The sequence below is a fragment of the Pseudomonas sp. FP2300 genome (assembly GCF_030687595.1).
GTDB lineage: Bacteria > Pseudomonadota > Gammaproteobacteria > Pseudomonadales > Pseudomonadaceae > Aquipseudomonas > Aquipseudomonas bijieensis.
In genome coordinates this window covers 2,599,340-2,611,722 of sequence record NZ_CP117440.1, presented here as the reverse complement: position 1 = coordinate 2,611,722, position 12,383 = coordinate 2,599,340, and the positions used below count along the sequence as shown (strand labels likewise).

Genomic DNA, 12,383 nt, shown 5'->3' with positions numbered 1-12,383 from the left:
AGAGGCAAGTAGCTGTCCTGGTTCATCCTTTCGCTGGTCATCAAATTCCGCTCGCAAATCACCATTAGCAATCGCACGTAATGCACTTACCGATCGAAGAAGCGGATGGACAATCTGACGGCGCAGTAGAACAGATGAAAAAAGCGCCATGATGATGAGCAGTAAGCTGCTTATGCCGAGCATCGCTAACACGCGCTGGCTAACTGTGAGCAAACTTAAGCCCTGTGCGAGATAAGCGGAGTCACCCTTTTCTATAAGCCTTTTAGCCTGCTGTCCTAATGCTTCAACCTCTGCAGGACTTGCAGGCTCTAACTCCTGGGTCTGTCTGATTTTTTCGAAAAGGGTTTGATAGTCCGCGGCTGCGCGTTGCATTTCTTCGAGGATAGGACGCTGATCGCTTTCTGGATGCTTTGCGATGAGCCCGCCCAATCTGGATTGCACTGCATCGAGTGTCTCTGTTGCACTCTGAGCAGCCTCCAATGCACCATCGATGCGATAGTTTTGCCCCGCGACCTCTGCCTTCAAGAGCAGGATCTGACTCTCCGAGACACCGGTCATCAAGTCACCTATCTGGAAGAGAGCGAAGGCCGAATAAAAGCTAGCACCGGCCACGCCAAGTGCTAGCGATACGGTGATTCCAAAGCTGCAAAACAGCTTCTTACCTACTGAAAGGTTATCAAGTGCTTTCCACATGCGAACTCCGTAGTTGGCACGAGCCTAGAATTAGAACAAAGGACTAAATGGCTCGCACCAAACGCAAAGCTGGCAGCGCGCCAGATGCGTCATTATTTATAAAAAAACAGACCTCAGTAAAAAGCAATGAATCTTGCATCGAGGCTTACTCTCGGATTGGCGTCCTTTTTACTGTTGGGATCTTCGAATGCGGAATGTGCTGCCCATTGAGGGCGGTCACTTTCGGAATCCCACATCTTAAGAATTAACGCCTCTTTTGCAGTCATATCGGGAAAATAGAACCACCTCTGCTTGGGATTGAACACCAACCCTAGACCAGTTTTTGGCAGAAGTGGTTCACCTGGGCGTGTACCAACATCCGTGGGAATTAGATCATCCGCAAATACTGTGCGAGCATCACACACTGCGAGGGGAAATTTTTCAACTGGCGCAATGGGCTTCCAAATATTGAAAGCCGCCCATCGCCGACTGAGAAGCGCATCGGCCTCACCAGCTGGCAAACAACGTCTAATGTTGTGTTCATAGGTCGCCTGGTCATGGTCGACATGAGCATTGAGGGCGGCTCCTAAATTATCATCAGATGGCTCCTCACGCATGTCACGAGCTAAATGATGGAACATCAGCACACGACTGGCACCAGTCAGTCGCTTCAATAGCTTTTCAGCTTCAGGCCGGAAGACCCTATTAACCGCTTCCGAGCTCCGGACGTCCGTTAATTCGCTGGTGTACTTTATCAGTTCAAAGCCGTTGGTCTCGATACTAAATGCCTCATGACTTGACCGGCCATTTACAATCTCAATTGTGTGAGATTCCAACCTTACGGTGGTGCTCTGATAATCAACCAAATACACAATCTGCCTGCCATCTTGCGGCACGGTAAAACGCAGGTTAGCACTAACGCACTCAGTCCCTTCCGCCATTGCTTTTTGATTGCTATTCATAACGCAGCTCCCTCTAACTTCACAATAAAACTGCCGCTAAATAACGCTAAGTTTTTGCAACCACTCTCATACCCTGGCTGCGCACAGGTAAAACTGCGTAACTAAACACCCAAGCAACAACAGTAATCGCCAAGAAGTAATACCAGCTCCCAGTTTCTAAGGCTGCGAAAAACAATGGTGCAGAGATGGTTGCGCCGATTCCTGTGATTTGCCCAACTAATCCAGCAGCAGATCCCGATTGCCCAGGATTCGATAACGCGCCTGGCAGTAGAGAAAAGACCAAAGCGATGAAACCACCCACACTCAATTGAAGGAGTATCGCTCCCACAATGGCTAAAGGAATAATCCCACCCGGCCAATAAAAGGTAATCCCGCCTAGAATGGCGCAAGAAAGAATGAAGGATGCGACATGAGTGCTACTCCACCCCCTCGTAAGAAGCACCCCAGTAAGAATACTACCTACAACGCCGCAAAAGCTTGCGACCGCCATCGACTGTGCCGCGAGTCCCATGGCCAAACCATGGACTTGGTTGAGATAGACTGCACCGACGGCACTGCTACCAACCCCAGCCAATGCAGATAGGCTTAAACTAATGCCAAAGCGCACGACGCGCTTATTGCGAACCACATGAGAGAGGCTTTTACCATTCGAAACGATTCGTATCCGAGGGATAAAAGGAAATGCAAGGAACAGTACTGCAGAAATGACCGCATGACACAGGAAGGCTTCGCGCCAAGACTCAGTGCCTGCATAAGGGGAAACCAGCAAAAGGCCCACGGCATATCCAACAGGCATCACTGTCGACCAAAGAGTTAGCGCTTGCACTTGCCGCTTTCCAGAAGTAAACATCATTAGCAATCCCTGTCCAGCGGTGTTTAGCGCAACTAGAGCAATTCCTTCAACTAGCAGGGTAATGCGCAACAGCTCAAAACTCCCAAGCCAACTATTCGCCAGGCTTGCTACTCCCATTGCGAGAATCCCGATAATCAAGAGCGGTCGCGGACCAATGCGATCGCTCAACCACCCCATCAACAAACCACCAAAGGCCAGTGGAAGTAATTGACCTGCAATGGCAACCCCAATATCTGAAGGTGTCACATTGAACGTGCGACCAATATCTGCTGCGAGCGGGCCCATCATGCCTAGGGCAGATGCCCCTATTAAGCCATACGCATAGATCAGAATAACCGACAACCATTTATTATCCATGAATCACCCGGGCAGTATCTTTAAAGTATGTTTAATTCCAAGAATATCGCGCCATATGATTAGCTCCGAGCATTAACGCAAAGGATCTCTTCGCTTGTCCTGTTTATATGGCGCAGGTGCGACAGTAACTCGAATATTAATTTGCTTGGCACCCCGCGAGTGCTGTTGGCCCAGAGACCTGCAGCTGCAAGATTTGACACCCACTCAAAATTGCGTCATAACCACGTTTCCGTAATTGGAAAGAAGACCAGAAAGCGGTACCGCCCTGGGAAAAAAATCGATTCTCTCCCAAACGCATCAGTATCCCTTCATCAACTACCTTACCGTTGCTATCGCACTGAACTAAATGCTTGGCTTGACCGATAGCAAATTTCTCAAAACTGTTTACTCCAATATCGCGAAATAGCTTGAGAGCATTTTACCCTCGAATTCTACATCCCACAAAAAACGACCACTCGCCAATAAAAACCATTTTTCCATGAGAGCTGTTCATCTTGCCAAGACGTGTATTCGGGGCCTCACCAGCCCGGGTGGTAAGCAGGGGTAGTTTGGCGAAGCGCGCTTATAATACTTTTTGACATATGACCTCCACAACAGTTTCAGGGCACGAGACTACGTCCAGACAGCCGAATTACCGCCTACCAGCCAACAGACAAGTACAAGTGCCCCTAAACAACCGAAATCTAGACAAAGAGAGAAATAGCCTATTTATTTAGATTCGATCAGAACGTGTGAGTCAGCGACGCTATAGCAAAATCTCGCCCACTATAATAGTTATTATCTTCACTGCCGAAGAAGTGAGTCACGTTCAGGCCCAACTTCCAATCTTGTTGGTAGATTGCCACCACGCCAACACTTATGTCACCGCCACGGTCAGAACCATAACTATTAAATGCCGGAGAAACTGGAGATTGCCCTTTGAAGTTATACCCAAGACCGATAGGGACGTCCAAATCCAAACCTGGCGTCAGTTGATAGTAACTTAGCGTAGCTGTACCGCGGGCGCCATACGCCGTGTCATTCAGACTCTCGTCATATTCAGACTTGTTTTTGGTGATTTTTGTCAGGTGGTGCCCGGCGAGTTCACCCGCGAGAGAGTATCCATCCCACAGAGCGCCGGCGTTACCTACATAGATGGCATTGATCTGCGCATGAACCGTGTCGCCCAAAACGTGTGGATCGAGCACATCAGTATTAGCACGCAATGACCCATTTTCACGATAGGAAATCTCGCCACCGATGTTCAATTGTCCTACCGTGGTATTAGCACTGATACCATAGAGTTTGACCCGTTCTTGGTACCGCAAAGAATAAGTGCCGATTGAGCCGTTGGTTGGATCAAAACCACCGGAAGGGGAGACCACGAGCTGGGGAGTTTTTTCGTCGTATTGAACAGCGTAGATCCCCAAGTCAAGATTGACTGTCTGTGGACGCCAGCGCAGCGATACGCCGAATTGCTCTCCATCTGGATCATGATCTTTACCGCGATAGAAAAAGGCGCCCGGCCCAGCGATGATCCGTTCACCGCCCTCATCAAGAATATCTGCTGAGGACATAAAAGCCCCAACCGGAGGAATTCGGGTTTTTTCCCACTCGAATTGATAGAAACCTTCGACCGTCCATCCGCCTTCAAACATCGCGCTCGCCGATATCTGCTTGGTGGGAAGGAAAAGCTCTTGTGCCTTGGTATTGGGAACACTAGAAGCCTTATAGGCGTCGACAGGTGCCATGGCTGAAGCAATACCGTTATCGGTAAAGAACAAACTTTCACCCCATAGTAGAGTGTGTTGGCCCAAACGCACACTTACCGGTACATCAAAGGGCGTGAACTGTCCAGATACAAATGCGTTCATCAATTCAACTTTACCGCCCGCCCACTTGCGAGTGTCATCTGTGAACTCATCATTAGACACTGAATATGGGTTGAAGGTACCGGGCGAATTGTTATCGTTGTGACGATTGTAAACGTCGTCGTACCAGACAGCGGCACTGAGACTCAGGCCGTAATTTTGATAGCGGGCATTCAACTCGCTCAGCCAGTCAAAGCGATTCATTATCAGAGAACCTTTGTCAAAGTTTTGCTCTGGATCATCGGCATTGGCATTTTTGAGGTTAGTGTCACTGGGGTTACTGAGCCGTGACCCCAACGAATATTTCATGGTGTTATCCCAGCTACCTTTAAGATCACCATTCTCAAATTCAACCGCAAAAGCTGTGCTACTGGATGCAAAAAAAATCGCCCCAACCAACGCAGATAGGACTAGAGGTGATTCAGGCGCAAGGCCAGCAGGCAGGGTCATTTTGTTCATTATTGTTGTTCTCCGGTTGTTGTTGTATGTCTACGCAGAGAGCCCTAATCGGAGTCCCCTAACAGTCATTACAAACGGATCAGGCTCTGATCCTTAGGATGCAAACTAGAGACGCCCCAACTCAGGGGCACCTATCCAAAGATAGAGAGATAGGTACCACCGTCTACAGATAGGTTATACCGTCAAAGGTCACGAGGATTTGCCCAGCGTGCGCCCCCCTCACCAAAGGCCTCAGGCCTCTAGCGCGCACATTTTTTTTATTTTAGGGGCTGGGCACATCGAAATGTCATCCGCGCCGTCGATTCACTACCAGGAAATGAAATCACCCGACGTTTAAATGAACGCCGGGTGGTTCAGTTTCAGAAGCAACTGTAAATCATAGAGCTTGATCTAACCCTCGGCTGCGGCGAACTGAACAACCGCATCACCTTTGGCTTCTTGCTCAGCCTTCAACATCCGCTCAAGGATCCACCGGAACTGCCCTAAAGCGGTGTCTGAGCTGGTTGGAACAAGAACGGCATCAGGTGCCAGATTCAAGGAACGCTGCTGAGCTTCAATGATTTCTCTATCCTCTCCGAACGCCATTTCGGCGATAGCTATCATCCCGTCAGCCAGCTGAGAACTTCCACCTTTTAGCTGTGGAGCCCACGAATAGCAATATCGGGAACGCTGTGCGCTCATCGGTGTAATCGCCTGATTGGTAACCTCCCGTGTGATTGGCTCAATCCCAATCGGAGGCTCACCATTTAAACGCTTCGAAGTGCCAATCGGATAGTTCTCTGAATACATCACCATCACGCCTGGGATGTAGAAATCGTAGTACATCCACACATCTAAGGCAGCGGCGTCAGTTTCCGTCCGGAGGTGATTTGGCAATGGTTGATCCGACAGCCAACGCTCCACCCTCACACTGCGCTCCATACGAGTGACCTTGGGTCGCGTTAGGGCCCAATCTTCGCCAACGCCAAAGCTGTCGGGGTGTACATAAGTCAGGTGAGAGAAATCAAGCAGATTGTCATGTACCAACTGGTAGCTAGCATCATAATCCATGTATCCATGGCGGAATATCCAATTAGGGTCATCCAAGGCCACCGTAGGCGGGATGAGAGCTGGATCCGCCTCTGCCGCATCGCCAAGCCAAACCCAGATCCAATTGTTGCGCTCAACGACTGCGAAGCTGCGTACACGAGCTTGAGGAGGGATTCGATCCTGCCCTGGGATTTCCACACAAATGCCACTCTCGTCAAAACGCATGCCATGATAGAGGCAACGTAAGTGATCACCTTCACGACGTCCAATGGACAGTGGAGCAGCACGGTGACAGCAGCGGTCTTGAAGCGCAGTGAGCGTTCCATCTGCCTTTCGGTAAATGACAATTGGCTCGTTGGCGATTTGGCAGGAGAACAATTCCTCCCCCTTCAAAACATCGTTCCAACCCGCGACATACCAGCAGTTACGGATAAACATGGATCACCTCATAGGCCTTGTTGTTTTTGTGGCATTGATCGACAGCATTCAAGGTATCCAAAGAATTACGACGCAACTACGCCGATTTTAGCTAATAATCGGCTGTATCTAACACCCGGAGTCGAAAATGGATCTCTTAGGCGAGGTGCTTTTATCTCTAAAAATCGGCGCCAACTCAGTCGGTATCTTCCATTGCGGGCCGCCATGGGGAATGGACGTTCCAGCCATGACTCAGGCTAACGCCTACATGTTCTGCGCGATCGACCCCCCCTTCTGGCTAATGCTCGAAAACCAAACGCCCCAACTCCTCGAACCAGGGGACGCTGCGTTAATCCTGCATGGGCCAAGGTATTCGTTTGCTTCATCCCCTAACGCCCCATGTGTTGCTCTCGAAGAGTATTGGGAATCCCATGAACTTCCCAGTCTCTCCGCTGGGTCTCGCCAGAACACCCCTTTGCATGGCCTAACCTTAGGTGTTCCGCCTCGCAATGACCGCGTGCTGACAATGGGACTCATCATCGGGGGGGCCACCGACAACCATCTCCTTCGAGCCCTTCCCGACTTGATCACCTTGAAAAGCACTGCCCGAGGGCAGTTTCCTTGGATTCCATCGCTGCTGGAATTTCTGACGGTCGAACAGAGCGCAACTACACCTGGTTACACGGCGACTGCATCGCACCTGGCGGAGCTGATATTCACAAGCTTGGTACGGGCCTACGTTCTTAGTACGCCGGCTGGAAATAGCAGTTGGCTCAGCGGAATCAACGATCCGCGCATCAGCCGTGCACTTGCAGCGATTCATAGCAATCCAGAGCAACCATGGACGCTGGAACGACTGGCCGAACAAGCCGGAATGTCACGATTCAGTTTCGGAAGGTTATTTTCAAAACGTACTGGTCATACACCGATCGAGTACCTGATTGAACGCCGGATGCAATTAGCCGCAGAGCTCGTGCTTCAAGGGCGCGATAGTGTGGCTCGAATAGCTGAAGCTGTGGGATATCAATCCGAAAGAGCGTTTCGAAACCTCTTCATTCGCCATTTTGGAATGCCTCCCCGCGACTACGCTAAACACCACTCAGAAAAGAGCTAGAAAGTAATGACTATCTTTGGGTAGGTGTTGCACAAACAAGCTCACGTAAACATCCCGATGAAAATGATCCAGGAAGGATCTCGACCAAAAACTCATCGGAGCACGCCGTAATGCCTGATCATTTCTTACATACCGACCGCTCATTGGAAGATATCAAATGAAGCGGCGCAGCGTACTCAAGGCAGGATTGGCTACAAGCATGCTACCCCTACTTGGTTTCAGCGGTTTCGCTAAGGCATTCGATCTCCAAACCGATATTCAGCTAAAGGCCATTCTGTCCGACCGCCGATTTCCGATTAGCAGTACCTTCGGACTCCAGGCTACCGCAATGGGAATTCCCCATTTCATCAGCAACGGCTACATAACTGCAGTCTGACTAAAGCATCTCGATCCACTTTGGCGCGAAGGTAAAGCTTCTGTCATGGGCCTAACTACCTTGGATCAGCTTTTCTGCCTGGAACGCCTGGCATGGGATCGCGGCATGAAAGTGCTCATGCGAGTGAACACCTATTCGTTCGGCGATCATGCACTTTAGCGTTTTAACGAGTCCATTAAGGACGCGATTGATCCCAAAGGGATTCTGTCACCAGGCCGATACGGCATCTGGCCAAAACACCTTCGAGATAAGCATCGCTATAAAGGAGGCGACTCCGCATGACGCGCTCAATGATCATGGCCACATTGTTGGTGGCCGCCACCAACAGCTACGCCGGCGATAACAATCCGGATCTTGGAAAGCAGGAGTATCAAAAGTGGTGCACACCATGCCATGCCCCTGGTGATCAATATCCAGGAACCTTGGCTTTAAGGGCCAAGTACAAGGGAGCACTTCCCGATGTATTGGAGCAACGTACCGATCTGAGTCCTGAGATGATCAAGTACTTCGTCCGTAACGGGATCACCATCATGCCTTTCTTCCGCAAGACTGAGATTTCTGACACCGAACTAAATGCGATGGCTGACTTCCTCACCAAGCAGCCGACCAAGCCGTGATCATTATGGGAGGCACTAAGTTGAGTCGATTTTTACTCGCCGCACTGCTAGCAGCGGCTTCACCGGCATTCGCCCAGCAGTGTGAAGTCACCATTGGGTCAACTGACCAAATGACGTTCCTGCAAAATCAAATCTCCGTGAGCCGAAGTTGCAAACAGTTCACCGTGACACTTCAGCACACAGGGCGAATGCCCGCCGCACCAATGGGTCATAACTGGGTTCTGAGCAAAACCCCTGATGTTCAAAGCATCACCACGCAAGGTATTGCAGCAGGTAGTGCGAATAGCTTCCTGAATACCGGAGACAAGCGAATCATCGCCCAAACTCGATTGATTGGCGGAGGTGAAAGCGCCAACGTCACCTTCAACGTCAGCGAGCTTTCACCTGACGAGAACTACACATATTTCTGCTCCTTTCCTGGCCACTCGGTCTTGATGAAAGGGCAGTTAAATCTGGTCGAATAACATGGAGAAAATGATCTTCCAGCTCGCCTTCGTGGACGGCACAATAGGGGTTATACAAGACCCCGAAACTGGCGAGCTCGTGATTGAGTTTGAAAATCGTCACCGCGCGGCTGCGAACAAACGCTTTCAAGTTCGCTTCAAGCCTGATGCTACAAGACAGCTATCCAAGGCACTGTCAACTGCCCTCACTATCCATAGATAGGTGAAGGGCGGTACCGCCAGCAGCAATCTCGCACTATTCAGATATCACAATCATAAAAATAAGGTATTTATGAGCATGCTTCCCAGCGGGGATCGTCGTGTCGATTTTTCGGACTGGCATCGCCAGTACTATCAAATCAATGATGCGGTCATTGCGATCCATAGTGCTGGCGAAGACACTCCCGTTGTTTATCTGCATGGCGGCGGAACATGGCATGGATTGGGGTTCACAGCTGGTCTGACGGATTACTTCAAAGTCTACCTGCCTCACCATCCAGGTTTCGGCCTGTCCGAAGACAACCCCAAGATCACTTCTGTTTCAGCCTGCGTCGAGCACTACGAAAAAGTGTTCGAGACTCTCGACCTCCAACGCTTCCATCTCATTGGAACCTCATTGGGAGGCCGCATCGCCGCAGAATTCGCTGCACGATATCCAGCTCGAGTGAGCAAACTTGTACTTGTTGCTCCCGGTGGCCTTGCCGTTCTAGAACATCCTCTTCCCGATCTATCGACTGTAGCGCCCCAGGATTTCCCTTCCTACCTGGTGAACGACATGCAAGTTCTTCTCCCATTCCTTCCGGATGGGCCAGACGAAAAATTTACTAGCATGCGGACTAGAGAATGTGGAGCGTTTATGAAGCTTGTAGGCCAGACAGGCCTAGACAACCCAAACATGCCAGAAATTTACAACACATTACCGCGCCCACCTTAATCCTCTGGGGGCACTTAGACCAAATTATTCCCGTAGGAAAAGCGGAGCATTGGAAAAAACTCATTGCCGCCGCTGAGCTTGAGATAGTCGAAGAGATTGGCCACCTACCGCCCAATGAATCCGCCGAAGCGCGCCAAGTCGTATTGGACTCCTGAACAAAGACTAGCCGAGGCACTATCTTTCGGCAGGTGCCCTAGGCCTCGTCAATCGCAAAACTCAATTAAAACTGCACAGCGACCAGGAGCCTCAATGCAACCTTTTGTTTACAACGCCCTACCGAGTCGAGTGATTTTCGGCTCAGGCACGATTTCGCAGCTTGCCGACGAAATCAGAGCCTTGGGTGCCTCTCGAGCGCTTGTTTTAACAACCAAGCATCAACAGCGCGAGGGTGAACGTCTGTGTGAGCAGTTGGGAGACTTGGCTGTTGGGATTTACGCCAATGCCACCATGCATACGCCGGTCGAAGTGACGCTTGACGCTTTGGAGGTCGTTGCTAGCACTAATGTCGATTGCATAGTGGCTTTAGGTGGAGGTTCAACCATTGGCCTTAGTAAAGCCATTGCACTCAATACTGACTTACCGCAGATCGTCATTCCGACGACCTATGCCGGCTCCGAAGCTACACCGATTATTGGCCAAACCGAGAATGGTCTGAAGACTACGCAGCGCACGCTGAAAGTGCTGCCAGAGGTTGTACTTTACGACGTTGACCTGACAGTCACTCTTCCGCCAGAAATCACCGTTACAAGCGGGCTCAATGCTATTGCTCACGCGGTGGAAGCTCTGTACTCCAAAGATGCGAACCCCCTGATCTCGCAACTAGCAGAACAAGGCATTGCCGCCCCGGCGAGCGCCCTTCCCCGAATCCATAAAAAACCTGAAGACCTTGATGCCCGTTCCGATGCGTTGTTCGGAGCTTGGGCGTGCGGTGTCTGCTTGGGTGCGGTGGGAATGTCGATCCATCACAAACTCTGCCATACGCTGGGTGGCAGCTTCAACCTGCCTCACGCCGATACACACAGCATCGTCCTCCCTCACGCTACGGCTTACAACGCAGCAGCTGCACCCGATGCAATGGCTCGTATTTGTCGCGCACTGGGAGGCGTAAGTGATGCAGCAGCAGGGCTCCATGACTTGGCAACCAGCCTTGGCGCACCGACCCGACTTGGACAAATCGGCCTACGGGAGCAAGACCTGCCGCGCGCCGTAGAAATTGCCTGTTCCTCTCCGTACTGGAATCCACGGCCGATTGAGGTGGAGGGCATTACACAGCTACTCGATAAAGCGTTTTTCGGCCGCCGCCCTTGATAGGCGTTTTAGCATCTAAGATCCTGGAGAACACTATGGAGCTGAACCCGCACATTCTTCGCCATCATCACATCACCCTGAATGTTGGCGGCGCACAAGAAGATTACGACTTTCACACCAAAGTACTCGGTTTGAAAAGCATTAAAAAAACAGGTCTGTATGACGGCGCCGAACCGATTTACCACTTTTACTATGGTAATGACATCGGCGAAGAAAGCACGCTGGTCACATGCTTTCCAATGCGTCAGTCCGGTAGAAAAGCCCGTCGAGGAAGCGGTCAGGTAAAGACTTTAGCTCTTTCGGTACCGGAGTCCTCACTGCCCTTCTGGGCACGTCACCTAAGCGATCATGGATTCAAACCTGTCCTCGTGGAGCGATTTGGTGAGCGCCTGCTGCACTTCGCACATCCCTGCGGAATTGAGTATGAACTTGTCGGTATCAAAGACGACAACCGCAAACCCCATTCCAATGGTGTCGTTCCTTCTGAATTTGGTATCCGCGGTACACACGGTATTACCGTATCAGTCCGCGATATGGAAAACTCAGCCGAATTCATGCATTACGGCTGGACAGGCAAACTACTCGACACAGATGGCGCCTTCTCTCGTTACCAGGTGGGCAATGGTGGCTCGGGCACGATCATTGATTTCCAACTGGAGCCAAACTTGCCCCAAGGCTCATGGACATATGGCGAGGGTACGGTTCACCACTGTGCATTCGAAGTAACCGACCTTGATGTCCAGCGTAGCGTGAAGCTTCACTTGGAAGGTATGGGCTACACCGATGTTTCCGAGCGCAAAGACCGCGGTTACTTCGACTCGATATATGTCCGAACCCCAGGTGGAGCACTGTTCGAGGCGGCGGTTTCCAAGCCCGAAGGTTTCTTGGTAGATGAACCATTTGAAGACCTTGGCAAAACCATCCAGATTCCTCCTCGACTGGGCGCTCGCGCTCAAGAGATCGCCGCGTACCTTGAGCCACTGAAGTACTGA

Annotated in this window: 11 protein-coding genes and 1 pseudogene; 6 read left to right on the top strand and 6 right to left on the bottom strand. The window is 50.8% G+C overall.

Annotated features, from left to right (window positions below; translation table 11 throughout):
• Window positions 1-33: 33 nt before the first annotated feature.
• From PSH86_RS30560 to PSH86_RS11695, 6 genes and pseudogenes are all read right to left on the bottom strand, one after another.
• Window positions 34-150 (bottom strand): annotated as a pseudogene (locus PSH86_RS30560) (hypothetical protein); the annotation flags it as partial.
• Window positions 151-806: 656 nt separating this feature from the next.
• Window positions 807-1,634: a CmcJ/NvfI family oxidoreductase gene (locus tag PSH86_RS11710; protein WP_305489879.1), complete on the bottom strand. Its 828-nt coding sequence runs from the start codon at window positions 1,632-1,634 to the stop codon at window positions 807-809.
• Between the two features lie 46 nt (window positions 1,635-1,680).
• Window positions 1,681-2,844, bottom strand: coding sequence for a nitrate/nitrite transporter (locus PSH86_RS11705; RefSeq protein WP_305489877.1), 1,164 nt, complete (start codon window positions 2,842-2,844; stop codon window positions 1,681-1,683).
• A gap of 136 nt (window positions 2,845-2,980) precedes the next feature.
• A complete protein-coding gene (locus tag PSH86_RS30555) occupies window positions 2,981-3,208 on the bottom strand; it encodes a hypothetical protein (RefSeq protein WP_370873802.1) in 228 nt (75 codons plus the stop codon).
• Between the two features lie 358 nt (window positions 3,209-3,566).
• Window positions 3,567-5,153: a DUF1302 domain-containing protein gene (locus PSH86_RS11700; RefSeq protein ID WP_305489875.1), complete on the bottom strand. Its 1,587-nt coding sequence runs from the start codon at window positions 5,151-5,153 to the stop codon at window positions 3,567-3,569.
• A gap of 390 nt (window positions 5,154-5,543) precedes the next feature.
• Entirely contained in the window at window positions 5,544-6,620 is a 1,077-nt protein-coding gene (locus PSH86_RS11695; RefSeq protein ID WP_305489874.1) for an aromatic ring-hydroxylating dioxygenase subunit alpha, read from the bottom strand.
• A 127-nt stretch (window positions 6,621-6,747) separates the two neighbouring features.
• Here PSH86_RS11695 and PSH86_RS11690 point away from each other — a divergent pair, with 127 nt between their 5' ends.
• The 6 genes from PSH86_RS11690 to PSH86_RS11665 all read left to right on the top strand — a co-directional run bounded on the left by PSH86_RS11690 (window position 6,748) and on the right by PSH86_RS11665 (window position 12,383).
• The gene (locus PSH86_RS11690; protein WP_305489872.1) at window positions 6,748-7,713 is read left to right on the top strand and encodes an AraC family transcriptional regulator; all 966 of its coding nucleotides are present in this window, start codon (window positions 6,748-6,750) and stop codon (window positions 7,711-7,713) included.
• 654 nt (window positions 7,714-8,367) lie between these two features.
• Window positions 8,368-8,706 carry a cytochrome c gene (locus tag PSH86_RS11685; RefSeq protein WP_305489870.1) on the top strand — a complete coding sequence of 113 codons (339 nt, stop codon included), beginning with the start codon at window positions 8,368-8,370 and terminating at the stop codon, window positions 8,704-8,706.
• Between the two features lie 5 nt (window positions 8,707-8,711).
• Window positions 8,712-9,170 (top strand): azurin, encoded by a 459-nt coding sequence (gene azu / locus PSH86_RS11680; RefSeq protein ID WP_370873801.1) that lies wholly within the window; start codon window positions 8,712-8,714, stop codon window positions 9,168-9,170.
• Between the two features lie 271 nt (window positions 9,171-9,441).
• Window positions 9,442-10,083, top strand: coding sequence for an alpha/beta fold hydrolase (locus tag PSH86_RS11675; protein ID WP_305489867.1), 642 nt, complete (start codon window positions 9,442-9,444; stop codon window positions 10,081-10,083).
• A 249-nt stretch (window positions 10,084-10,332) separates the two neighbouring features.
• Entirely contained in the window at window positions 10,333-11,391 is a 1,059-nt protein-coding gene (locus PSH86_RS11670; protein WP_305489866.1) for a maleylacetate reductase, read from the top strand.
• A gap of 35 nt (window positions 11,392-11,426) precedes the next feature.
• Entirely contained in the window at window positions 11,427-12,383 is a 957-nt protein-coding gene (locus PSH86_RS11665; RefSeq protein ID WP_305489864.1) for a VOC family protein, read from the top strand.

Excerpts from the sequence above, each read along its gene's own strand:
- azu (WP_370873801.1), top strand. The coding sequence starts at position 8,712 with ATGGGAGGCACTAAGTTGAGTCGATTTTTACTCGCCGCACTGCTAGCA.
- PSH86_RS11700 (WP_305489875.1), bottom strand. The coding sequence starts at position 5,153 with ATGAACAAAATGACCCTGCCTGCTGGCCTTGCGCCTGAATCACCTCTA.
- PSH86_RS11665 (WP_305489864.1), top strand. The coding sequence starts at position 11,427 with ATGGAGCTGAACCCGCACATTCTTCGCCATCATCACATCACCCTGAAT.
- PSH86_RS11675 (WP_305489867.1), top strand. The coding sequence starts at position 9,442 with ATGAGCATGCTTCCCAGCGGGGATCGTCGTGTCGATTTTTCGGACTGG.
- PSH86_RS11710 (WP_305489879.1), bottom strand. The coding sequence starts at position 1,634 with ATGAATAGCAATCAAAAAGCAATGGCGGAAGGGACTGAGTGCGTTAGT.
- PSH86_RS11685 (WP_305489870.1), top strand. The coding sequence starts at position 8,368 with ATGACGCGCTCAATGATCATGGCCACATTGTTGGTGGCCGCCACCAAC.
- PSH86_RS11695 (WP_305489874.1), bottom strand. The coding sequence starts at position 6,620 with ATGTTTATCCGTAACTGCTGGTATGTCGCGGGTTGGAACGATGTTTTG.
- PSH86_RS11705 (WP_305489877.1), bottom strand. The coding sequence starts at position 2,844 with ATGGATAATAAATGGTTGTCGGTTATTCTGATCTATGCGTATGGCTTA.
- PSH86_RS11690 (WP_305489872.1), top strand. The coding sequence starts at position 6,748 with ATGGATCTCTTAGGCGAGGTGCTTTTATCTCTAAAAATCGGCGCCAAC.
- PSH86_RS11670 (WP_305489866.1), top strand. The coding sequence starts at position 10,333 with ATGCAACCTTTTGTTTACAACGCCCTACCGAGTCGAGTGATTTTCGGC.